At 55.2% G+C, this 23,845-nt stretch carries 23 protein-coding genes, 1 riboswitch and 1 other annotated feature; all 23 genes read left to right on the plus strand.

The genetic code is table 11. The features are described 5' to 3' along the window. Positions 1-101 precede the first annotated feature (101 nt). On the plus strand, positions 102-1,469 hold the full coding sequence (bioA, locus tag NLX71_RS06420) for an adenosylmethionine--8-amino-7-oxononanoate transaminase (protein ID WP_254362658.1): 1,368 nt from the start codon (positions 102-104) through the stop codon (positions 1,467-1,469). Then, positions 1,466-2,260 carry a dethiobiotin synthase gene (gene bioD / locus NLX71_RS06425; protein WP_254362659.1) on the plus strand — a complete coding sequence of 265 codons (795 nt, stop codon included), beginning with the start codon at positions 1,466-1,468 and terminating at the stop codon, positions 2,258-2,260. The genes bioA and bioD overlap by 4 nt, the downstream gene beginning before the upstream one ends. An 18-nt stretch (positions 2,261-2,278) precedes the next feature. Next, complete coding sequence (gene bioB / locus NLX71_RS06430; protein ID WP_254362702.1) at positions 2,279-3,301, plus strand: biotin synthase BioB; 1,023 nt, start codon at positions 2,279-2,281, stop codon at positions 3,299-3,301. A 12-nt stretch (positions 3,302-3,313) separates the two neighbouring features. Next, complete coding sequence (bioF, locus tag NLX71_RS06435; RefSeq protein ID WP_254362660.1) at positions 3,314-4,492, plus strand: 8-amino-7-oxononanoate synthase; 1,179 nt, start codon at positions 3,314-3,316, stop codon at positions 4,490-4,492. Next, positions 4,489-5,352 carry an alpha/beta fold hydrolase gene (locus tag NLX71_RS06440; RefSeq protein ID WP_254362661.1) on the plus strand — a complete coding sequence of 288 codons (864 nt, stop codon included), beginning with the start codon at positions 4,489-4,491 and terminating at the stop codon, positions 5,350-5,352. Before bioF ends, NLX71_RS06440 begins: the two co-directional genes overlap by 4 nt. After that, positions 5,315-6,175 (plus strand): malonyl-ACP O-methyltransferase BioC, encoded by an 861-nt coding sequence (gene bioC, locus NLX71_RS06445; RefSeq protein WP_254362662.1) that lies wholly within the window; start codon positions 5,315-5,317, stop codon positions 6,173-6,175. The genes NLX71_RS06440 and bioC overlap by 38 nt, the downstream gene beginning before the upstream one ends. A gap of 54 nt (positions 6,176-6,229) precedes the next feature. Then, positions 6,230-6,598 carry a hypothetical protein gene (locus NLX71_RS06450; protein ID WP_254362663.1) on the plus strand — a complete coding sequence of 123 codons (369 nt, stop codon included), beginning with the start codon at positions 6,230-6,232 and terminating at the stop codon, positions 6,596-6,598. A 361-nt stretch (positions 6,599-6,959) separates the two neighbouring features. Beyond that, positions 6,960-8,060, plus strand: a complete 1,101-nt coding sequence (locus NLX71_RS06455) for a GerAB/ArcD/ProY family transporter (RefSeq protein WP_254362664.1) — start codon at positions 6,960-6,962, stop codon at positions 8,058-8,060. A 57-nt stretch (positions 8,061-8,117) separates the two neighbouring features. Next, a complete protein-coding gene (locus NLX71_RS06460; protein ID WP_010497341.1) occupies positions 8,118-8,453 on the plus strand; it encodes an antibiotic biosynthesis monooxygenase family protein in 336 nt (111 codons plus the stop codon). A 171-nt stretch (positions 8,454-8,624) separates the two neighbouring features. Further along, the gene (locus NLX71_RS06465; protein ID WP_254362665.1) at positions 8,625-9,182 is read left to right on the plus strand and encodes a hypothetical protein; all 558 of its coding nucleotides are present in this window, start codon (positions 8,625-8,627) and stop codon (positions 9,180-9,182) included. Positions 9,183-9,275: 93 nt separating this feature from the next. Beyond that, complete coding sequence (locus NLX71_RS06470; RefSeq protein ID WP_254362666.1) at positions 9,276-9,554, plus strand: hypothetical protein; 279 nt, start codon at positions 9,276-9,278, stop codon at positions 9,552-9,554. Between the two features lie 59 nt (positions 9,555-9,613). Beyond that, entirely contained in the window at positions 9,614-10,243 is a 630-nt protein-coding gene (locus NLX71_RS06475) for a phosphotransferase enzyme family protein (protein WP_254362667.1), read from the plus strand. 32 nt (positions 10,244-10,275) lie between these two features. Beyond that, positions 10,276-10,473: a hypothetical protein gene (locus tag NLX71_RS06480; protein WP_254362668.1), complete on the plus strand. Its 198-nt coding sequence runs from the start codon at positions 10,276-10,278 to the stop codon at positions 10,471-10,473. After that, positions 10,425-10,988 carry a DUF4274 domain-containing protein gene (locus NLX71_RS06485; RefSeq protein ID WP_254362669.1) on the plus strand — a complete coding sequence of 188 codons (564 nt, stop codon included), beginning with the start codon at positions 10,425-10,427 and terminating at the stop codon, positions 10,986-10,988. Before NLX71_RS06480 ends, NLX71_RS06485 begins: the two co-directional genes overlap by 49 nt. Continuing rightward, the gene (locus tag NLX71_RS26525) at positions 10,985-11,113 is read left to right on the plus strand and encodes a hypothetical protein (RefSeq protein WP_302058099.1); all 129 of its coding nucleotides are present in this window, start codon (positions 10,985-10,987) and stop codon (positions 11,111-11,113) included. The genes NLX71_RS06485 and NLX71_RS26525 overlap by 4 nt, the downstream gene beginning before the upstream one ends. Before the next feature lie 272 nt (positions 11,114-11,385). Beyond that, a complete protein-coding gene (locus tag NLX71_RS06490) occupies positions 11,386-12,864 on the plus strand; it encodes a spore germination protein (protein WP_254362670.1) in 1,479 nt (492 codons plus the stop codon). A 17-nt stretch (positions 12,865-12,881) separates the two neighbouring features. Next, positions 12,882-13,970 carry a GerAB/ArcD/ProY family transporter gene (locus NLX71_RS06495; RefSeq protein WP_254362671.1) on the plus strand — a complete coding sequence of 363 codons (1,089 nt, stop codon included), beginning with the start codon at positions 12,882-12,884 and terminating at the stop codon, positions 13,968-13,970. After that, complete coding sequence (locus NLX71_RS06500) at positions 13,967-15,130, plus strand: Ger(x)C family spore germination protein (protein ID WP_254362672.1); 1,164 nt, start codon at positions 13,967-13,969, stop codon at positions 15,128-15,130. The genes NLX71_RS06495 and NLX71_RS06500 overlap by 4 nt, the downstream gene beginning before the upstream one ends. 169 nt (positions 15,131-15,299) lie before the next feature. Next, positions 15,300-15,555: a binding site (T-box leader), on the plus strand. Positions 15,556-15,597: 42 nt separating this feature from the next. Next, the gene (gene ileS / locus NLX71_RS06505) at positions 15,598-18,678 is read left to right on the plus strand and encodes an isoleucine--tRNA ligase (protein ID WP_254362673.1); all 3,081 of its coding nucleotides are present in this window, start codon (positions 15,598-15,600) and stop codon (positions 18,676-18,678) included. Positions 18,679-18,878: 200 nt separating this feature from the next. Then, positions 18,879-19,790 (plus strand): SDR family oxidoreductase, encoded by a 912-nt coding sequence (locus NLX71_RS06510; protein WP_254362674.1) that lies wholly within the window; start codon positions 18,879-18,881, stop codon positions 19,788-19,790. Positions 19,791-19,901: 111 nt separating this feature from the next. Then, complete coding sequence (locus NLX71_RS06515) at positions 19,902-20,690, plus strand: arylamine N-acetyltransferase family protein (protein ID WP_254362675.1); 789 nt, start codon at positions 19,902-19,904, stop codon at positions 20,688-20,690. Positions 20,691-21,012: 322 nt separating this feature from the next. Then, positions 21,013-21,217: riboswitch (cobalamin riboswitch) on the plus strand. A 158-nt stretch (positions 21,218-21,375) separates the two neighbouring features. Beyond that, positions 21,376-21,735: a class Ib ribonucleoside-diphosphate reductase assembly flavoprotein NrdI gene (nrdI, locus tag NLX71_RS06520; RefSeq protein WP_254362676.1), complete on the plus strand. Its 360-nt coding sequence runs from the start codon at positions 21,376-21,378 to the stop codon at positions 21,733-21,735. Continuing rightward, on the plus strand, positions 21,722-23,806 hold the full coding sequence (gene nrdE, locus NLX71_RS06525; protein WP_254362677.1) for a class 1b ribonucleoside-diphosphate reductase subunit alpha: 2,085 nt from the start codon (positions 21,722-21,724) through the stop codon (positions 23,804-23,806). Before nrdI ends, nrdE begins: the two co-directional genes overlap by 14 nt. Positions 23,807-23,845 lie beyond the last annotated feature (39 nt).

Consider the following 23,845-nt stretch of genomic DNA (forward strand, 5'->3'; position numbering starts at 1 on the left):
CTTTACACGAGGTCATCGGTTTGCTAGAATAGGATCGATTGTTAACCAAGAATTATTTTTTTTAGGTTAACAATTAAAAACGATAGAGGCGGTGAACGGTCATGGAAACGGCCACAACCTGCGAAGAGCTTGCGGCTTGGAATAAGGCGTACTTATGGCATCCGTTTACACAGATGAAGGACTATGTTAAAGGCGAGCCTCTCATTATCGAACGGGGCGAAGGCATTATGCTTTACGATGTTCGGGGACGCGCTTATTATGACGGGTTTTCGTCGGTTTGGCTCAATGTGCATGGACACAACGTTCCCGAGTTGAACGAAGCGGTTGCATCCCAACTGGCGAAAGTCGCTCACTCGACTCTGCTCGGCATGGCCAATGTGCCGGCGATCGAGCTGGCCGCGAACCTGGTGCGCATCGCTCCGAAACGGCTGACGAAGGTGTTCTATTCCGATGCCGGTGCGACCGGCGTGGAGATTGCGCTCAAAATGGCGTTCCAGTATTGGCACAACCGGGGCATCGGCCGCAAAACAAAATTTATTACGATGAATCAGGCTTACCACGGAGACACGCTTGGGGCTGTTAGCGTCGGTGCGATTCCGCTTTACCATAACGTCTTCCGTCCGCTGCTGTTTTCCTCCTGCGTCATTCCGTATCCTTACGCTTACCGTAGCGAAGGCGGGGCTTCCGCAGCGATGGAGGCAACGTTGTCCGCGCTGCGGGAGCTGCTGGAGTCGCAGGCGGACGAGATGGCGGCTCTCCTTGTGGAGCCTGTTGTGCAAGGAGCAAGCGGCATTATTGTCATGCCGCAAGGATGCTTGCGCGAGATTGCCGCGCTGTGCCGCAAGCACGACGTGCTGCTGATCGCCGACGAGGTGGCGACGGGCTTCGGCCGCACCGGAGCGATGTTCGCCTGCGATTTGGAGGGCGTATCGCCCGACTTGATGGTCGTCGGCAAAGGATTGACCGGCGGCTATCTGCCGCTGGCGGCGACGCTGGCAACCGACGAGATTTATGCTGCTTTTTATGCGGACTACGCGGAGCAAAAAACATTTTTTCACGGTCACTCGTACACAGGCAATCCGCTTGGCTGCGCCGTCGCGCTGGCCAGCCTCCGGCTTCTTGAGGAACGGAATAGGATACATACGGTAAATGCAATGGCTGCATTTGCGGCGAAGAAATTGGCTCCGCTTGCCGATTGGTCGCATGTCGGCGAAATCCGGCAGCAAGGTCTGATGATCGGGATCGAGCTTGTCCGGGATAAAAAGTCCCGCGAGCCTTATGCCTGGACGGATCGTGTCGGCATCCGCGTCTGCGTGCGGGCGCGAGAGCTCGGGATGCTGACCCGCCCGCTCGGCAACGTGATCGTTTTGATCCCGCCTCTTGCGAGTACGGAATCGGAGCTGGATGCGATGACGGACATTTTGGCAGCCGCGATCTACGATGTCACCGAGGAAGGCTGGGGAGCGTGACCGGGGCGTACGTAGTGTCTGCACAGGGCGGCGAGAAGCTGTGCGGCTGGAATGCGCCCGGCCGGAAGCGGTGGCGCGGAATATTCGTCACGGGCACGGATACCGGCGTCGGCAAGACGGTGATTACGGCGGCAATCGCTGCCGCACTTCGCAGCGAAGGGCGGAACGTCGGCGTCTGGAAGCCGGTCCAGAGCGGGGCGCTTCTCGGCAAGGGAATCACCGACGCCGAACGGCTGCTGCGGGGGACAGGTATCGCCGACCGCCCGGAACAGGTCGCGCCGTTTACGTTCGCAGCGCCGCTGGCTCCGGCGCTTGCCGCCAAGCAAGCCGGGGTAACTATGACGACGGCCGGGCTTCTGGCGGCAGGAGAACCATTGGCCGAAAAGTATGACGCGCTGCTGATCGAAGGAGCGGGGGGCGCTGCCGTGCCGTTAACCTCCGATACCCTCGTAGCGGATTTTATCGCCGAGCTTGGCGTTCCGGCGCTGATCGTCGCCCGCTGCGGCCTGGGCACGGTCAACCATACGCTGCTAACCGCTGCGCTGCTGCGGCAGCGGGGGATTCCGGTCGCAGGCATTGTGATGAACGAGGTCGACCTCGCGACATCGCGCGATGACCCAAGCACCGCTGTGAATGCGGAGCTGATTGAGCGCTACGGCGGCCTCCGCGTGCTTGGGCGATTCCCGTGGATAAGCGGCGAAGCTACGATGGAGAAACTCGTACGAGCCGTGAAGCGGCATATCGACATTTCGCCGGTCCGACAAATGTTGATAAACGCAAGAAGTCAATAGGAGGAGAGGGAGATGGGGATGAAGGCAAACGTGTCTGGAATACCCGTAACACCCGAAACGGCTGCGGATTGGCAGGCGTTGGCTCAAAAAGCGCTGGATGGAGAACGTTTGTCCGTCGAAGAAGGACTCGCCGTGCTGGAGGCCGATAACGACGAAGTGCTGCCGCTGCTGCAGGCCGTTTTTCGGGTACGCAAACATTTTTACGGGAAGAAAGTCAAGCTGAACATGATTATTAACGCAAAAAGTGGCCTTTGCCCCGAGGACTGCGGCTACTGCGCCCAATCTATCGTATCCTCGGCGCCAATCGCCAAGTACCCGCTGCTGGAAAAAGCCACGCTGCTGGCCGGCGCACGCGAAGCGCTGGCCCGTCAAGCGGGAACCTACTGCATCGTCGCTTCCGGCAAAGGCCCGACGGACAAAGAATTGAATCAGGTCATCGACGCGGTCAAGGAAATCCGCGCGACGATGCCGCTCAAGATTTGCGCGTGCCTCGGCCTTCTCAAGGACGATCAGGCCGAACGCCTCGCGGAAGCGGGCGTACACCGCTACAATCATAACTTGAACACAAGCAGAGCGAACTACCCTTCTATCACGACAACCCATACCTACGATCAACGGGTCGAAAGCGTCGAAAAGGTGAAGCATTACGGCCTGTCTCCTTGCTCCGGCGTAATTATCGGCATGGGCGAGACGAACCGCGAAATCGTGGAGATGGCTTACGCGCTCCGGGAGCTTGATGCCGACTCGATTCCGGTCAACTTCTTGAACGCCATTCCGGGGACTCCGCTGGAACAAGCGGGGCGTACTCTCGCGTTGAAGGCGCTCAAGGTGCTGGCGTTGTTCCGCTTGATCTGCCCGTCCAAGGAAATCCGCGTAGCGGGCGGCCGCGAGGTCAATCTCCGGACGCTGCAGCCGCTTGGCCTGTACGCCGCCAACTCGTTGTTCGTCGGCGATTATTTGACGACGAAAGGGCAGGAGGCTGCGGCGGACTATCAGATGATCGAAGATTTGGGCTTCGAGATTGAAGCCTGCGCCCTGTAAGGCGGTGGCGGCATGAAATGGATCGAAGCCGAGCTTCAGAAGCTGGAAGATCAGTCGCTCAACCGCTCGCTGCATACCAGCGCCCGTGTCCCCGGCCGCCAAGGGTATGTGCTGCGTGAACAAAAAACGATGCTTGATTTGTCCTCGAACGATTACCTTGGATTGGCATGCCATCCGGCTATTGCTGCCGCCATGAACCGCGCGCTTCTCGCCGAGGGAGCCGGTTCCGGCGCATCGCGTCTGATCACCGGCAATCTGCCTCCCTATGGCCGTCTGGAAGAGGCTCTCGCCGCTTGGCAGCAAAGCGAGGCTGCGCTTGTTTTAGCCAACGGGTATATGGCGAACCTCGGCGTCATACAGGCGCTTGCAGGCCGCGGAGATGTCGTGTTCAGCGACCGGCTGAATCACGCGAGCATTGTGGACGGCATCGGGTTAAGTCGCGCCGATCACGTCCGGTACCGCCACAATGACATGGAGCAGTTGCGTCGGTTATTGTACAAGCACCGCGATGCAAGACGAAAGCTGATCGTCACGGACGCGGTCTTCTCGATGGACGGCGACCAAGCGCTGTTGGCGGAGCTAGTTGCCCTGAAGCGGGAGTACGGAGCCATCCTCATGGTCGACGAAGCTCACAGCGGAGGCGTTTATGGAGCGCGCGGCGAAGGACTATGTCATGCGCTGGGGCTACAGAACGGCATAGACGTACACGTGGGAACCTTCAGCAAAGCGTTCGGCGTCTACGGCGCCTACGTTTCCGGCAGCCGTACGCTCATCCGTTGGCTGGTCAATAAGGCGAGGCCGGTCATCTACTCGACGGCGCTGCCTCCGTCCGTGATCGCCGGGATTGCGGAAGCTCTGCATTTGGTGCAAACGGAACGGTGGCGGCGCGAACGGCTTGCCGCGTCCAGTCGGCAGTTCCGTTCCTTACTGCGCAAGGCAGGCCTCCAAGTCGGGCCCGGAGATTCGCCGATTGTCCCAGTTATCGTCGGAGACAACGCGACAGCCCTGCGTCTCAGCTCTGCGCTGGAAGCGGAAGGCATTGCTGCAGTCGCCGTCCGTCCCCCGACGGTCCCGGACGGAACGGCGCGCATCCGCTTCTCCTTATCCGCCGCGCATACTCCGGACGACCTGGCCGATGCCGCCCGCCGCGTCGAACAGGTCGCTCATCGGCTGGGGGTGCTGGCGCGATGACGGACCCGATTCGCATCTTCGCGAACAGAGCGGCGCTCGGCGCATCGACCGGAACGCCAAAAACCACAAAGCCGCGCGGCGCCGTTATCTTATGGCTGGCCGGATGGAGTATGCCGGAAACGGTATTCGCAGAGCTTCAATCGCATCTGCCGGAGTTCATTCATGTCCCGGTACGGCTGAACTGCGCCGAAACGCCGGAGCAGATGATAGCTCAGGTTGAAGCGGCTGCCATCGCTTGGATCGCCGAGTGGGACAGTACCCACCCGCGGTTTCCGACGACCTCCCGGAGAAGCAGAAAGCTTCTGATCGCCGGCTGGTCGCTCGGCGGATTGCTTGCGCTGCGTCTCGCCGCACAGGGATTCGCGGACGCGCTAGTGCTTTTCGGCGCAACCGCGCGATTCGTCCGCTCCGGGGAAGAGTCGGACCGCGGCTGGCCGGATGCGGTTCTCCGGCACATGGCGGCGGCCATCGCCAAGGACCGTCTGGCTGTAGAAGCCCAGTTCCGCGAACGGCTGCTCTCGGATGGGGAAAAGAAAGCGGGCCTCCTCCCGCAGCTACCCCGGACAGGAAGCTGGCCGACCGCAGCGCTGCTCGCTGGCATTCAGCTTCTGCGGACCGCGAATCATGTGCCGGATCTGCCGGAGATCGCTTGTCCGACGCTTCTTGTCCACGGCAAAGAGGACAAGGTGTGCCCGTACGGTGCGGCAGAAGAACTGTACGAACGGCTGCCGCAGGCGGACATCCTGCCGGTCGAAGGCGGCGGGCATATCCCGTTTCTTGCGCGGGAGGCAGCTATCGCCGAAACGATCAGGAGGTGGTGGCATGGAGCACAGGCTGCATTCGATTCGCCGCCGGTTTGACCGCTCTGCCAAGGCATCCTATGACGCGCACGCACGCGTACAACGCGTCATGGCAGACGAGCTTGTCCGGTCATTGGCCCGCCGGAAGCAGGGAAGCGGGGAAACACGGCCGCATCTGCTGGAAATCGGCTGCGGCACCGGCCTGCTGACCGAGATGCTGCTGCGCGATTGGCCCGATGCGGTCATTACCGCGCTGGATATCGCGCCGGCCATGCTGGAAGCGGCGGAACGGCGCATCCGCTCCAAGGCTTCATCGACGGCCGCAAACCAACGGCTTCCCGTCAACTTCCGTCTGGCGGATGCCGAAGCGTGGGCCGCCCAAGCGGAGCCGTTGTCGTTCGATCTCATCGTCTCGAACGCTTGCTTTCAATGGCTGGCCAGCCCGCAGGAAACGCTGCGGCATCTGCGGCTGCTGCTGCGTCCCGGCGGTCTATTGACGTTCACGACCTTCGGTCCGGAGACGTTCCGCGAGCTGCACGAATCGTTTGCCGCCGTTTACCGCTCCCGCAGTCTGGAGCCGCAGCGGCACGGCCTTGCGTTTCCCTCTGCCGGCGAGTGGCGGACCCTCCTTCAACATGCGGGCTTTGAGGAGGCTCGGGATGAGAGCGTCATCCGGACCGAAGGCTATACCTCCGTCAGCGAATTTCTGCACTCGGTCAAAGCGACGGGAGCCAGCGCATCGGCGGCCGACGCTTCGCGCGGTCTTGGCTGGCGTTCCTTATTCGCCGGTATGTTTCGGGAGTACGAAAAACGGTTTTCAGCCCCCGAAGGGATTTCAGCCACGTACCAGCTTCTTTTGCTCCAAGCGGAAGTCCCCTCATGACAAAATTTGCTGGAAACGGTAAAATGGAAAGGAAGTTACCGGAGGTGGATGGCGATGTGCCGTTATGCGACGACGTACAAAAATATTTACGCTTGCTTTTCGTGCCGCAAAGTGTTTAAGCAAAGGCCCGATTATGAACTGGGCAAAATCGAAGCGGCGAACAGACAATACAAATGTCCGCAATGCGGCGAAGTCATGAACGATATGGGACACGACTTTCATGCCCCGAAGCAGAAAGATATTAAACAGTGGAAAAAAGTCGAGGTCCTGTATGCTCACGGCTTCAGCTATCATTCCTGCGGCTGCGACGGACCGGGGTACCGGCCGGCGAAGCTGAGCGAAGTCGAAGCGTTTCTGGAGGCGAAACAAACGTTCAAGACCGAAGGAGAGGTTCTGCTGCAGAAGCTGTCGGTCAAGGCGTAGGACTGGAAATATTAATGAACGAAAAAAAGGCCGGGGATGCTTTCCCACAGGCCTTTTTTTGATGGCTTGACGGACCTTTCGGCCATTCGAGCCACTAGGTCTTAGTGTACCGTATTTTGGAAGTCGGTAGCAAGAGAACATTTGTTCGATTACATCGACTATATGAATACTTTTTACCAAATTTGAGCAATGTATCAGTAGAACCAGAGCCACTTACTTTAAAATGCAGGTGACGAAGGATGCGTTTCTTCAAATTAAACAGAGCCGGGAAGCCATGCGCAGCAGCGGCAAGCGACTGCATATAATTCCTTGAATTGGATATCTTAATCATTCAGGATCGTCCAACTCGGAGGCTTCGCGGATGAAAAAGTATGCTTTTAACGAAATTACGACTTGGCAATATGTATTTCTCATTTTCGCCTCGGAAATTGGCATCGGCGTCCTCCCGTTTCCTGCGAGTGTGACCCGGTATGCGGGGACGGACAGCTGGATATCGGTCATCTTGGGCTGGGTTCTGATTACGGCCGCCAGCTTGGCCATCATCCAAGCCATGAAGCGTTGCCCGGACGGGACGCTGCTTGATCTGCTGACGAATTATTGGGGCAAATGGGCGGGGGGAGCCGGCGCGATCTTCGTCGCTTTCTATTTTGCTTGTTTCACATATGCCTGTTTCTCCCGGACGGTGATCTACGTCAAAGCATGGCTGCTGCCGCAAACGCCGGAGTTCATGCTCGTCGCTCTGCTGATGATTCCATTCTGGTTCATTGCCCGCAGCGGCGTCCGGGTCCATGGCAGATTTGCGGAGTTCGTTGTTTTGATCACCTGTTGGATGCCTCTGATTTTTATCGACGTGCTTAGTGACGCCGAATGGCTTCATCTGCTTCCCGTGCTTAAGGAAGGGTGGGGACGGGTGCTGAAAGGTACGCCGGAGATGGTGTTCACTTTTTTAGGCTTTGAAATGACGTTTATACTGTATCCGTTTCTGCAAAAGAAAGACCGGGCAGCCATTGGGGTGATTGCCGCCAATACGCTGGCCTTGCTTGTCTACTTGCTGCTGGACTTTACTTGCCAGGTGTTCTACAGCCCGGACGAGATCTTGCAATACAACGAACCGGTGATCAGCTTGCTGAAGGTGGTCGAATTTCCCTTCATCGAACGTTTTGAAATCGTGTTCCTCGCCTTGTATCTTTTGCTTATCTCTTTGACGTGGATACCTTTTACGTACTGCAGCGTATATGCCACGAGCTGGATGCTGGGCAAGCCCGACCATCGGCCACATCTGATCGTATTTTTGCTGCTCCTCGTTGTGTCTTACATCTTTTATCAGCCGACGTTCCGCGAGAACGACAAAATGGTCGGTTGGATGGGCAAACTCGGAACAGGCTTTGCCGTCGTGTTTCCGTTTGTGCTATGGATGCTTGTTGCGGCGGCCGGCCGGCGCCGGAGGACGTCCGTTCATTGACAATGATAATCTTTATCAATATTATAAAATGGTAAGTTTATCTAGGGGAGTGATTTCATGTTTATTGAAATGAAAACGATTATCGTCAAAGAAGGAACCTCGGACCTGGTCGTTCAGCGCTTCAGCGGAGAGGGCGCCATTGAAAAATCCGAAGGCTTTATCGATTTAAGCGTCCTTGTCAAGAAGGCGAGAAAAGGCGACGAAGAGGTCATTGTCATGATTCGCTGGGAGTCTGAGGAAGCGTGGAAGAAATGGGAGACCAGCGAGGTTCATCTCGAAGGTCACAGACAAGCAAGAGGCAAGCCGAAGCCGGAGCATATCCTCAGCTCGAGCCACGGAAACTATGAAGTGAAAACGGTCAAAGGACCGTATCGGCAGCAAGCGCAAGCGTGACGGGCCCGCACCTGTCCGTTCTATCAATTCGGAAACGAAGCCTTCGGCTTAAGCTCCTCACAGCGCCGGAGGCTTTTTTTGCTGCCCATATGCTGGAAGAAACCCCTCTGGACAATCGGGGCGGGCTCCATTAAAGTAGAAAGGAATGACTTGACAAAAGGAGTACGGCAAATGAAAAGCAAGCTCAACAAAGTATTACTGCCTGCCATAGCGCTAAGTCTGATGATCATGGCTCCCGCTATTGCGGAAGGACCGTCCCGAACGGCGGGACAGCAGCAGCCGCTGCTTGAAGAAATCGCCTTCCAACTTCCGACGAACAATTACTGCAGCGCGGAACAGTCTCTGGATTTTTCGTTCCAATTATCCAACGCCGGCAGCACGCCCGCGGATATTACGGTGTCTTTTTATCAACAGGACGGCGGCAAGTTTACGACAGAAGGCACGTCCTACCAGCAGATCGGCTCCACGATCATCCCCGGCAAGCCTTTTACGCTGAAAGGCAATGCCACAGGGCTGTACCATATTAACTTTGGCAATCATCTCAATTGCAATGATCGCATATACCTGGGAAAAATCTCCGTCAACTCGGGCAAAGCCTCGCTGCTTGCGAGAGGCTGGGTGAATATGAAAGGAGCGGTTCAAAACATCGAGGTGAACGGCAATCAGACGTTCGAGTTGGCCGCTGTGCCAACGACATCCGAAGCGGCGGCGGCCAAAGCGGAGAAATAAGTCCCATAGAGGAGCGTCGGTTCGTTCTGCAGCCGGCCTCCTTTTTTTGTAGGATGCAGGATAGACCAACAGAAGCTTGCAGGAGGGATCGTTATGCGCGTCCATTGGGACGACGAGAGTATCGCGAGGGAAGCTTTAAAGCAATTCCCGGTTCATGGGGAGCGGCTTGTTTACTTGGGGAAGAGCGATAATGTGACCTTTCAGGTGAAGACGAAGCAGGAAAACTTGAACTATCTGATGAAGCTGCATTATGCTACAAAGGGAAACCATTCCAAAAAGACGGTCGAGTCGGAGCTGCTTTGGCTCGAAGCGTTAGCTGCGGATACGACCTTGACGGTACCTTCTCCGGTTAGAACCGGGACAACGGGCTGACCGCAGAAGTAGCCGTCAACGCATTCGGGGAAAGCGTCGTCGTCACGCTGTATCAGTGGGTGAATGGCGAGCTTCTGGACAGGGAGCCGACACTCGGAGAAGCTCGAAGCCTGGCGCAGCTCATGGCCGCGCTGCATCGGCATGCGATGGAGTGGAGCGCTCCCGCAGGGTTCACCCGCCCGGCGTACGATACGGACAACGTGTTGTCGTTGCCCGGTCCGTTAAAGCGGCTGCTGGAGCTGAACGTCATTTCGGGTGAAGCGTATGCTTGCCTCGAACAAACCGCACATAAAATCGCCGCCGGTCTGCAGCGGCTAACGGTGGCCAAGTCCGCGTGGGGACTGATTCACTCGGACCTGCACGAAAGCAATTATCTTTTCGATCAGGGCAGTCCGAGGCCCATCGACTTCTCCTCGTGCGGCTACGGCTTTTACCTGTTTGACGTGGCCGAGACGTTTTTGCATCTTTCACCGGAGAACCGGCGCGAATTTTTGTCCGCCTACCGGGAGGAACGTCAGCTGTGGGAGATCGACGCGAACAGTCTGGACCTGTTTTTCGTTTGGGCGATTCTGCGAAATTTCGCTTTTCTCGCCAACAACCCTGCGGAGCATGCATCGCTCTCCGAGCTTATCCCCAAAGTGACGAAAAGCTACTTTGAAAACTATCTGAAAGACGAACCGGTTCTGTAAATCTGGAGTAGTTAAGTAATAAGGGGGATATTATGTTACTTTTTGAAGCGATCAAAAACCGTTCGATGGAGGCGCTCGAAGCCGCAGCGTTAGCAGACGATGTGAACGGGCAAGACAAGTCCGGCCGCACTCCGCTGCACTACATCATTACGCAAAAAGCGCCGCTGGAGATGTTTGCGTTTTGCTCACCAAGGGAGCCGATCCGCAACTGGAAGACAAGCTCGGCTTAACGGTACTGGAAAAAGCGATCAAGTTCGGCAATAAGCAGGCGGTGGAGCTGCTGATCGCGCATGGCATCGAACTGGACCATCCGAAGGGCATTGCACATACGCCTTGGTTTAAGGCGAGAAATCAACCGGAAATTGCCGATCTTTTGCTTGGCACAAAAGGGGCCATCCGGTTAACGCTGACGGAGGCGGAACGCGAAATTGTCGATACTTTGCTCTATACCGAGACAGAGGAGCGCATGGCCCGACTGCATCTGTTGAATATGCCGGAGCTTATGCACGCTTATGTGCTGGAATTTAACTGGGATGACGACTTGGAGCCGATCGAGGCGATTTTACGGCACCCGGAGTGCCGGGAAGCGACGGCTTACGAAGTATGCGACCTCGCCGACGGGGAATACTGGCTGGAGCACGAGGGAGAGGACGATGACGAGCGGCGGTACATCGCGTTGATCCGTTATTTGCTGAAGCGATTTCCGCAAATTGAAAGTTACCTGGAGGAGAAAGCAGAAGCATGAGAGAGAGAGTCAAAGGATGGATCGGGCGCTGGGACACGCTGCTGAAGCGCTTTGAAGCGCAGGGCGCCACGGTGTGCGAACGGGGCGTCGAGCCGGATTCCGGAGGGCGAACCGGATCGCTGTGAAATTCTCCGTTTGCTGGATAAGGCCGAACAGGAAGCCGTGCTGAAGAAGGAAAAGGTAGCGGCGCATTGGCCGATTGGCGGTAATTGATAATCATGGAAGAGCCGGATGCGTTGACCCGCACGTCCGGATCTATGAGAGGCCTATGCGCTTGCGCATAGGCCTACTCGATATGGGGATATTGCGGTATCGGCCTGGAGACGATGGAAAACCGTGCATATACTCCTCCGTTTTATGGAAAGATAAGCGGGAATAGGAGAGGAGAAAGCTTGCAATGGAAACCGCAAAGCTGACGGACGATCTTGCCGCTAATTCCCGAATGATCATGAACGTTATCGGCCATAACCATGATGTCGTTCTTCGCGAGCTTGCAATCGGCAGTCGCGGGATTAAAGCCGCTGTTATTTATATCTCAGGCCTCGTAGAAAGCCAAAAGCTCAATGAATACGTGATAAAGCCGTTGTTATTAATGGAGATATCACAGGAAGTCGCCATGACCGGCAAGCTTAAGGAAGAGATGATGACTCATGTGGTCAAGCTGGAAGACGTGGGCGAGCTCAACGATTTAAACGGCTGCATTGAAAGCATTCTCGACGGAAAATCGGTCTTGATCGCAGACGGCGTTACGGGTGGTATCGTGCTGAATACGAGCGGAGGAACAAGAAGATCAATCAATGAGCCGGTATCGGAGACATTAGTGCGAGGCCCGCGGGAAGGATTTATCGAGAGTATAGAAACGAACATCTCTCTCCTGCGGAGGAGTATCAAAGATCCCGCTTTCACCATGTTGAAGACCACATTGGGGCGGCGTACGAAAAGAAGCGTCGCAGTAGCCTTTATGGACGGAATTGTTAACGATCATATAGTAGAAACCGTGATGCTCAGACTTGGAAAAATCGATATCGACGATGTGCCGGAGTCCGGATATATCGAACAGTTCATCGAAGACAATCATTACTCCCCCTTTCCGCAATCCATGTCTACCGAACGGCCCGATAAAGTAGTCAGCGCTTTGCTGGAAGGAAGAGTCGCCATTTTGTTGGACGGCACCCCTTTCGTTTTGGTTGTACCTGTCACATTCCCCATGCTGCTTCAATCTCCGGAAGATTATTATGAACGGTGGCCCATCGGTTCCCTGGTGCGCTTATTACGGTTCGTTATCGCCTTTTTTGCACTTTTTTTGCCTTCTATATATATTGCCTGTACTTCTTATCATCCGGGTTTAATACCGACCCGCTTGGCAATGTCCATTACCGCGAGCCGGGAAGGCGTTCCTTTTCCTACCTTAGTCGAAGCGCTGATTATGGAAGTAACGATTGAAATTTTGCGCGAAGCGGGAATCCGCTTGCCTAAGCCGATCGGTCAAGCCGTAGGGATTGTCGGGGGTCTCGTTATCGGGGAAGCCGCTGTACGAGCCGGCATTGTCAGCCCCATAATGGTTATCGTCGTAGCCGTCACGGCCATTTCTTCATTTGCGCTTCCTCAGTATGGAATCAGCATTTCAATCCGGATTCTCAGATTTTTTATGATGTTTGCCGCTGCCGTATTCGGTCTTTACGGGATCATGCTTGTTTTTCTGCTTGTTTGTTCCCACGTCATGAAATTGAAAAGCTTCGGAGTCAATTACGCGGGTACGTTCGTTCATTACCGGTTGAACGATTGGAAAGACACGTTTGTCAGATTCCCGCTTCAGTTGATGAGAAAACGTCCGGAGTTTCTGAAACCGGGGGAACGTAAACGCGCCAAGCCATAAGCCAATGGAGGTACGACATGAGCGTGAGCGGACAGGAACAGATATCGACTTCCCAGACGGCCTTGAGTATTAGCTCTTATATTATCGCTGAGGGCTTCATTGTAATGCCCCGATTCGCAGCGATGGAGCTGGGAACCCCGGACGTTTGGCTTGCGATGCTGCTGGGTGGAATGATATGCCTGATTGCAGGTGGCGTAGGTGCCAAATTGAGTCAAAGATTTCCAGGTCTGACGTTTTTTCAATACACCGGTCTCATCGTCGGCAAACCGGTCGGATGGCTGATCAGCTTGGTGATGATCGCTTATTTTGTCGGCACTGCCGCTTTGGAACTCCGAATACAGGCGGAGGTCATGAATCACTACCTGCTGAATCAAACTCCGATACAGGCCATGATGATCGCATTTATGGCTGTCGGTTTGTATTTGGTCATGGGCGGAGTCAATCCGACCGTTAGGCTGATGGAACTATTTTTGCCGATAACGATTATAGCTATTGTGATCGTCTTCATCGTTGCTTCGAAAAACGTTGATCTTAATAACCTGCGTCCGGTGCTTAGCGAGGGTATAAGTCCCGTTATAAAAGTCATCAAAACGACGGCTCTGCCTTATTCGGGTTTTGAAATTATTTTGTTACTTACGGCATTTATGAACAAGCCCCAAAACGCAGTGAAGGCGGTTGCCGTAGGCATATCCATACCGCTCCTGTTGTATGTCGCGAATGCCGTCGTGGTGATCGGAACGTTCGGGATAGATGAAGTTACAACGTTAACATGGCCGACGATGGAGCTTGCCAGGAGCATTGAATTTCCCGGAGGATTTTTTGAAAATTTCGAAGCGATCTTTTTCGTTGTGTGGGTCATCGAATTTTTTACGACGTATGTGCTTCCCAGCTATTTTGCCAGCCTTGGACTCAGTCAACTGCTGAATAAAAAAATTGTCTATTTCCATTTTGGTTTGCTGCCTGTCATCTACTGGTTGGCGATATCTCCACCGGATATAAACGCGGTATTCCAATTAGGGGACAGGGTTGGAATGACGGCGATTTTTATCGCCGGAGTGATACCTTGCGTCTTGTTCCTTATCGCATTGGCAAGGAGGAGGAAATGATGATCCTGCATCGGACAATGGCTATGTTTCTCATCCTCTTGGTCATTCTATTGTCGGGATGCTGGGATCGCCGCGAGATCGAACTAATCGGTATGGTCGTCGGAATAGCCCTTGATAAGGCGGAGTCATCGTCAGAGAATGAAATCATAATGACCCAACAATTTGTCAATACGACAAAGGGAGGCAAGGAAGAAACGGTGAAAGCCTATAATAACATTACCGGCCAAGGCAAGAGCATATTCCAAATCATACGCGAAACATCGAATAGAACGGACAAGTCTCCCTACTTCATGCATCTGAAAGTCATTGTCATTAGTGACAAGCTTGCTTCCACACTGGACCTGACCGATCTTACGGATCTGTTTCTTAGGGATCATGAAGTCAGGCGTACGGTTCAAATCTTATTTGTCCCCGGGAATGCGAGAAAAGTGCTTGAAATGAAATCGGATAAAAAGGGAATACCTTCTATAGTTCTGTGGGGAACGACAAAAAATGATTATAAAACTTCGGAAATGCCGCGTTTGGTGACATTGGGCGATTTGTCCGAGAACTTGACTGCCAAAAAAAGTTTTCTGGCTCAAAAACTCATCCCGCTTCGGGAAGAGGTGAAATTGCGAGGAGCCGCTGTCATTTCAGGAAAGAAGAAAACATGCATCGGTTGGCTCAGCGCGGATGAAACTTCCGGAATCAACTGGATTCTGGGCACGAGGCACGGCAGCAGGGGAGGTATCGTGAAAATTGTCGATGAGAATAGCCGGAAAGAACTTGTTTACGAGATTGACTATATCCGGTCAAAGATCGTACCGGTTGTGAAGCGGGATCGGCTTTCATTTCGCGTTTCGATCGATTCGGAAGGATATTTGGGGGAAAACTGGACCAAAGAAAGCTCCTTCGAACAAGATTTCATTCATAAAGTGAATCAATTGACGGCAAAGCAAATCAAACATCTCGTTCTTAAAGCGCTTAACAAAACAAAGGACACGTATAAGGTCGATGTGGCCGGGTTTGCCGAGCAATTGAAAATACATAACTACAATACATGGAAACAATATAAAGACGATTGGGACGAGAAGTTCAGCGAGACTAAAGTCGACGTTGATGTCAAAGTAAGCACCCGCGGGTTCGGAACACGGGGGAGCAAAGTGACTAAAATTGAATAAAGGAAGAGTCTATCGTTTATTTTAGTTGGCCCGGCAGGTAGCGGCGCATTTGGCCGATTGGCGGTAACGGGGCGGGGCGAATGCATTGTCCCATTTGTTCGCGCCGCGCGATTAGCACTGTTGACATTTGGTCGAAACTGGTGTACAACTGTAGTAATTAAATCGCCTGTAAAATTCATTGACGAGAACGAGTACGCTAATCCCTTGTTCCCTAGAGAGTTGGCCTTGTGCTGAAAGCCAACGTTCAAGAATTAGCCGAACATCCTCTCCGAGAAGGAATGCTGAAGTTTTAGTAAGCAGCCCCGGGGTTCCGCCGTTACAAGGGACGCGTATGATGGTACGTCGTGGAGGTGCCGCGGGATCATGTTTCATGATGATCGCTGCGGAACAAGGGTGGTAGCGCGAGAACGAATCTCGTCCCTTACGGGGCGGGATTTTTTGTTTTTCAAGAAGAAAGGATGAGACCTGTGAGAAAAATTGACGTGAAAGAAAAAGCGAGAGTTCGCGAGCTTCGCGTGCTGGAGCAGTGGAAACGGGACGAAACGCACCGCAAATCGATCGAAAACCGGACCGGACGGCCGAATTTCGTATTCTACGAAGGGCCTCCTACAGCCAACGGCTCGCCGCATATCGGGCATGTGCTCGGGCGCGTTGTAAAAGATTTCATCTGCCGCTACAAAACGATGTCCGGCTACCGCGTCGTCCGCAAAGCCGGCTGGGACACGCACGGTCTTCCGGTCGAGCTGGGCGTCGAGAAGCAGCTCGGCATCTCGGGCAAGCAGGAGATCGAGAAGTACGGCGTGGCCGAATTTGTGGAACAATGCAAAAGCAGCGTGTTCGAATACGAGAAGCAGTGGCGGGAGCTGACCGAGGCGATTGCGTATTGGACGGATATGGACCATCCGTATGTCACGCTGACCAACGAATATATCGAGAGCGTCTGGCACCTTTTGTCCGTGATCCACGGCAAAGGTCTGTTGTATAAAGGCCACCGGGTCAGCCCGTACTGTCCGGACTGTCAGACGACGCTCAGCTCCCACGAAGTGGCGCAAGGCTATGAGGATGTCAAGGACTTGAGCGTAACCGTAAAATTCAAAAGCAAGCGCGGGGACGAAATCTTCCTCGCCTGGACGACTACCCCGTGGACGCTGCCGTCCAACGTGGCGCTTGTCGTGAATAAAGACATCGACTATGCGAAGGTAAAGTATAACGGCGAAGTATATGTCGTCGCAGAGAAGCTCGCCGAGAACGTGTTCAAGGCGGACTACGAAATCGTGTCGGTGCATAAGGGATCGGAGTTCGTCGGTACCCCTTACGAGCCGCCTTTCGGCTATATTCGTCCGGATAAAGGGCATATCGTCGTCGATGCCGACTACGTGAGCGATACGAGCGGGACCGGTATCGTCCATACGGCTCCCGCGCACGGGGAGGACGACTACCGTACGATCCGCAAGCACGGGCTGGATTACGTCAACCTCGTGAATCAGGCCGGCCGTTACACCGAGCAGGTGACGGCATTTGCCGGTCGCTTCGTCAAGGATTGCGACGTCGATATCGTGAAAAGCTTGTCCGAGCGCGGCCTGCTGTTTTCCAAAGAGCGCTACGAGCACAGCTACCCGTTCTGCTGGCGCTGCAAATCGCCGCTGCTGTACTATGCGATGGAAAGCTGGTTCATTCGGACGACGGCGGTCAAGGACCAATTGATCGAGAACAACCGCAGCATCAACTGGTATCCTTCCCACCTGCGCGAAGGTCGCTTCGGCAAGTTTCTCGAAGAGCTCGTCGATTGGAACATCAGCCGCAACCGCTACTGGGGGACGCCGCTGAACGTCTGGGTGTGCGGGGATTGCGGAGAAGAGCATGCGCCGGGGAGCCGGAAAGCGATGCGGGAGCGGGCGATTCAGCCGCTTGACGAGAGCTTGGAGCTGCACAAGCCGTATGTCGATGAAGTGAAGCTGCGCTGCGCCTGCGGCGGCACGATGGAGAGAACCCCGGAAGTGATCGACGTCTGGTTCGACAGCGGCTCGATGCCGTTCGCGCAGTACCATCATCCGTTCGGCGACGAACGGCAGTTCCAGGAGCAGTACCCGGCGGATATGATCTGCGAAGGGATCGATCAGACGCGGGGCTGGTTCTTCAGCCTGCTGGCCGTCTCGACGCTGTACAACGGGCAGTCACCTTATAAAGCTGTCATTTCGACCGGGCACGTGCTGGACGAGAACGGGCAGAAAATGTCCAAGAGCAAGGGCAACGGCATCGATCCATGGGAAATCATCGAGGAATTCGGCACCGACGCGTTCCGTTGGGCGCTGCTGGCGGACAGCGCGCCGTGGAACAGCAAGCGGTTCTCCAAGCAAATCGTCGCCGAAGCGAAATCGAAGGTGATCGACACGCTCCATAACGCGCATGCGTTTTATGCGCTGTATGCGGCGATCGACGGCTATAAGCCGGAGGAGCACCCGACACGGACTTCCGCGAACGAGCTGGACCGCTGGATTTTATCGCGGCTGAACAGCACCTTGTGTCAGGTCGTGAAGGGGCTGGACGACAACGACTTCCTGAATCCGGCGAAGCAGATCGAGGCGTTCGTCGACGAGCTGAGCAACTGGTATATCCGCCGCTCCCGCGACCGTTTCTGGGCCAGTGGCATGACCGAGGATAAAGTGTCTGCGTACCAGACGCTTCGCGAAGCGCTCTTGACGGTTGCCGCCATGATCGCGCCCTATGCGCCACTCATTGCCGAAGATATCTACGGCAATCTTGGCGGCGAGGGAAGCGTTCATCTCGCGGATTACCCGAAAGCGAACGATTCCGCGGTGGACCCGACGCTGGAGCGGGACATGGAAACCGCGCGGCAAATCGTCGAGCTGGCGCGCAGCGTCCGGAACGAAACCGGGATCAAAACCCGCCAGCCGCTGGCGGAGCTGATCGTTTCGCTGGACCGGGACTTCGAGCTGAACCGGTATGCGGATATCGTCAAAGAGGAGATCAACGTCAAAGACATCCGCATCGAGCAAAGCGACAGCGGGTTCGTGGACTTCAGCTTGAAGCTGAACCTGAAAGTGGCGGGCAAAAAATACGGCAAATTCGTCGGTCCGGTGCAGGGCCTTCTGAAGCAGCTGTCCGCCGCGGAAGCGAAGCAAGCCGTCACCGCGGGCTTCCTGGATGTGACGGTCGACGGAGAAACGCTTCATCTTACGCTCGACGAGCTGCTCGTGGACAAACAAGCCAAAACCGGCTTCGCCTCCGCGTCCGGCTACGGAATCACCGTTGCTTTAAATACGGCGATCACCGAGGAGCTGGAGCAGGAAGGGCTTGTCCGGGAGGTCATCCGCGCCGTGCAGGATTACCGCAAAAAGCTGGAGCTGCCGATCGAAAAGCGCGTCGCGCTCGTGCTCGACGTCGATCCGCAGCTCAAGGAAGCGCTGGAGCGGTTCGATCATGTGCTGCGGGACAATGTGCTGCTGTCCGGCGTCCGGTATGCCAAGGAAACAGGGATGGAATCCGTTTCGTTAGGGGAGCGGACGATCGGCCTGCGTATTGAATAATCCTGCTGCTTTTGCTTGAAGCAGAGGGGACATCTACGGCACAAAGCATCAAGATGCGAGACGTCTTGACGCTTTGTGCCGTTTCTTTTTTAGCGGGCCCCTTGAATTATTGATGGTGGGAAAGTTTTAAATATGACGTAGGTTGACAGGTTTACTTGTTTACAATGAGGGAGTATTCAACGACCGAGGAGGAATCATCGATGAAGTCTTTGCATGGAAAGGTGGCTTTGGTTGCCGGCGCTACGCGCGGTGCGGGCCGAGGCATCGCAATTGAATTGGGAGCGTCCGGAGCCACGGTTTATGTCACCGGCCGTACGACCCGGGCGATACGCTCCGAGTATAACCGGCCCGAGACGATCGAAGAGACGGCCGAGCTTGTCAATCGCGCGGGCGGCAAAGGGATCGCGGTTCAAGTGGATCATCTCGAATCGGACCAGGTCCGGGATCTGGTCTCACGCATAGAACAAGAGCAGGGGCGGCTGGACATCCTTGTCAACGACATTTGGGGCTCCGAGTACTTGATGCAATGGAACGTGCCCGTTTGGGAGCATTCCCTCAAAGGAGGGCTTCGCATGCTGCGGTTGGCTGTCGATACGCATATCATTACGAGCCATTTTGCGCTGCCCTTATTAATCCGCAGCGGCAACGGACTGGTCGTTGAAATGACCGACGGTACGGAGGAATACAACCGTCAAAATTACCGGCTGTCGCTGTTTTACGACTTGGCCAAAACATCCGCCATTCGCATGGCCCGGTCTTTGGCCCATGAACTTGCGCCACACCAATGTACGGCGGTGGCAGTGACTCCCGGTTGGATGCGCTCTGAAATCATGCTGGAGCATTTCGGGGTGAACGAAGAGAACTGGCGCGACGCCGCTTCCAAAGAGCCTCATTTCATGATCTCGGAAACGCCGCGGTTTGTAGGCCGGGCCATTTCCGCGCTGGCTGCCGACCCGAAGGTTTCCCGGTGGAACGGCCAGTCCTTGTCCAGCGGCCAGCTTGCGCAAGTGTACGGGCTCCATGATCTTGACGGGTCCCGGCCGGATTGCTGGCGGTATATCGTCGAGGTGCAGGATGCAGGCAAAACGGCGGATGTTACCGGGTACCGTTGATCGGTTATAATGAACAGCATCATACGGAAAAAAAGGATATTTGAGGATGCTCCTCGAATACATTTCCTTGTCACACGCTAATCAATGCCGACAAGGAGTGAAGTTGAAACAATGATCGATCGCCACCATGATGTGAGGCCCGAAGTAAGCGCTTATCTGAAGCGGATCGGATATGACGGTCCGCTGGACGGAAGCGCGGCTGTGCTGGCCGAATTGCAGGAGCGTCATATTCATACGGTGCCTTATGAAAACCTGGATATTGTACGTCGCATTCCGTTGTCATTGGAAGTTGAAGATCTTATCGACAAAATTGTCGTTCGCCGCCGCGGCGGATACTGCTTCGAGCTTAACACGCTCTTCGGCTGGCTGCTGCGGGAGCTCGGGTACACGGTCACGGATTTCGTGGCCCGCTTCTGGCGCGACGAGTCGAGCCCGCCCCCCAAGCGCCGCCACCAAGTCTTGAAGGTCGAGGCAGGGGGCGCGACGTATCTATGCGATGTTGGAGTAGGAGGGATTGTGCCCCGCCAGCCCGTCCAACTGATCGAAGGGCTGGAGCAGCAGCAGGGAGACGAATGCTACCGGATGGAGCGCGACCCTTATTACGGTTGGGTGCTCAGCGAGCTTAAGCACGGGCAATGGAGCTGGTTATATTCCTTTACCGAGGAGCCGCAGCTGCCTAAAGACTTCATCATGGCGAGCTATTGGTGCCAGAACGCTCCCGACTCGGTCTTTATCAGCGATGCCATAGCCGCTATTCGTACCCGGGACGGGCGCAAGACGTTGTTCGGCAAGGAGTTTCGGATTTTCACCGCCGAGGGCGTCCAAACGTTCACACCGCAGTCCGAAGAAGAGTACGACGAAGCGCTTCGTACTCATTTTGATATCGTGATAAATAATTAACGATATTAATAATTAATGAAACGAAAAAGAACTGCCGTACCGCTAAGAAACGAGGCCGGCAGTTCTTTGCTTTCGAAATGGGCGTAGAAGTAAAATATTTATTCATCTATGATGTCATTTGGTGGACCTTTCGTCTGGATTTTGCGGAGCAGCATGGCCGGAAGCGGATGCTCCGTCAACAAAAATCCACATTTGCAGAACCCGCATCAGGACGCAGACGGGACCGGATTTGCCCCGAAAATCACCCGCAGAACCCCGATCAAGCCATGAGCATTAGTCTTGACAAGCACAACATCTTGTTATAGATTTGAATCTATCATCTACATATCGTGATTGGACAGGCGCCTTTCCGCTAGAGACGCGGACTGGCTTAATAGGGAAGTCCGGTGCAAAGCCGGCGCGGTCCCGCCACTGTAAGGAAGAGTGTCCCTCCGAGTTCGCCCACTGGTCTTGACGCAAGAATGGCCGGGAAGGGGGAGGGAGCGATGAATCCGAGCCAGGAGACCTGCCCGTTCATTCGACACCCGCCCTACGGAGATAGGAACGTGTCCGGCATCGTGCTTAGACAGCATGTTTTATTTACATGCTGTTTTTGAGGCGCGTTCGGTCCGTTCCGTGGGCTGGCGGCGTCTTTTTTTGCCGCGCCCGGGACGTCGGTGGGAGAGAAAAAAGGAGACGAAGACCCATGCTGATTGCGTACGATTCCAGAACGGGGAATGTGCGGAGATTTATCGGGAAGCTGAATATGCCATCGGTTCAAATCGAGGAGAACATGCAGATGGACGAGCCTTTCGTCCTTGTTACTTATACGACCGGCTTCGGGCAGGTTCCGGAGAGAACGGCCGCTTTTCTTGAGCGCAATCACAATCGGCTGCTTGGGGTCGCCGCCAGCGGCAACCGCAATTGGGGCGACGGCTTCGCCAAGAGCGCCGATCGGATTGCATCCATGTACGGCGTGCCGGTCCTGAGCAAATTCGAGCTTGCAGGAACGAAGCGGGATATAGAAACGTTTAGAAGCGAGGTGGACACCGTTGCGGCATATTGAATTGAACAACCAGCTGATGCGGCGGGAAGCGGACGGATTTTTTCAACTGGAGAAGGACCGGGAAGCGGTCCGGGCGTTTATGGAAGAGGCGGAGCGCAGCAGCATTCGTTTCGCCGATACGTCTGACAAGGTCCGTTATATGATCGAGAACGACTACTACGAGAACGTGTACGACCGCTATTCGCCGGAAGAGGTCGAGGACATCTACCGGATTACACACAGCTACGGCTTCCAGTTCCAGTCGTACATGGCGGCGTCGAAATTTTATACGGATTACGCGATGAAAAGCAATGACCGCTCGCTCTATCTGGAGCATTATCCCGACCGCGTGGCGATCGTTGCGCTGTATCTCGGACGAGGCGATGCGGACACCGCACGGGCCTTGGCGGCTTCGATGATGGAGCAGCGGCTGCAGCCGGCGACGCCGACGTTCCTCAATGCCGGAAAAAGCCGGCGCGGCGAGATGGTGTCGTGCTTTTTGCTGGAGATGGACGATTCGCTCAATTCGATCAACTACGTGCTCGCCACGTGTATGCAGCTGTCCAAGATCGGCGGCGGCGTGGCGGTGAACCTGTCCAAGCTGCGCGGACGCGGAGAGCCGATCAAAGGCGTGGAAGGCGCCGCCAAAGGCATCATGCCGGTGCTGAAGCTGATGGAGGACGCGTTCTCGTATGCCGACCAAATGGGGCAGCGCAAAGGCTCGGGCGCGGCCTACTATAACATTTTCGGTTGGGACGTCATGGAGTTTCTGGACAGCAAGAAGATTAATGCGGACGAGAAAAGCCGGCTGAAGACGCTCTCGATCGGGCTGATCGTTCCGAACCGGTTTTACCGGCTGGCTGAGGACAACGAGCCGCTTCATGTGTTCGCGCCATACTCCGTCTGGAAGGCCTACGGGACGCATCTCGACGACATGGACATGGACGAGATGTACGACCAGCTGATGGCCGACGACCGGGTGCGCAAGAAAGCGGTCATGAGCGCGCGCGACATGCTCGTGAAGATCGCGACGGTGCAGCTCGAATCCGGGTACCCGTACATGATGAACAAAAGCAACGCCAACCGGGCGCATGCGCTTAAAAATATCGGCTCGATCAAAATGTCCAATCTGTGCACGGAAATTTTCCAGCTTCAGGAAACGTCGGAAATCGCCGACTACGGACAGCCGGACATCATCCGGCGCGATATCAGCTGCAATCTGGCTTCGCTGAACATCGTCAACGTGATGGAGCAGGGCAAAATACGCGAATCGGTCCGCGAAGGAATCATGGCGTTAACGGCGGTCAGCGATATGACCCATGTCGCTAATGCGCCGGGCGTGGCGAAAGCGAACCGCGAGATGCATTCGGTCGGGCTCGGCGCGATGAATTTGCACGGCTTTCTGGCGAAGAACAAGATCGCGTACGAAAGCGAGGAAGCCAAAGACTTCGTCCGGAGCTTCTTCATGATGATGAATTTCTACTCGCTGGAAGCGAGCATGGAGACGGCGAAGAAGACGGGCGTTACGTTCGCAGGCTTCGAGCGGTCGGATTACGCCGACGGCAGTTATTTCGCCCGTTATACCGATACGGATTACCGGCCGGTGACAGAGAAGGTCAAGGCGCTGTTCGGGCAAATGGCGGTTCCTTCTCCCGAGGATTGGCGGTCGCTGCAGGAGGCTGTTCGCACGCATGGATTGTACCATGCCTACCGGCTGGCGATTGCCCCGACGCAAAGCATCTCGTATATCCAAAATGCGACCTCCAGCATCATGCCGATCGTGGAGCCGATCGAGACGCGGACGTACGCGAATTCGACGACGTATTACCCGATGCCGTACATGAACCGGGACAACTTCTTCTATTACAAGTCCGCTTACCAGATGGATCAGTTCAAGGTGCTGGATCTGATCGCGGAAATTCAGGCGCACGTTGACCAAGGCATCTCGACCGTGCTGCACGTCAACAGCGACGTGACGACGAGGCAGCTGGCACGATATTACATTTATGCGGCCCGCAAAGGCTTGAAGTCGCTGTACTATACCCGGACGAACCGGTTGACGATGGAAGAATGCATTAGCTGCTCCGTGTAACGAGACAGCATCCGAGCAAGGCAAGTGAGAGGAGCCGAT

Source organism: Paenibacillus sp. MZ04-78.2 (genome assembly GCF_024213375.1).
Classification (GTDB): Bacteria; Bacillota; Bacilli; order Paenibacillales; family NBRC-103111; genus Paenibacillus_G.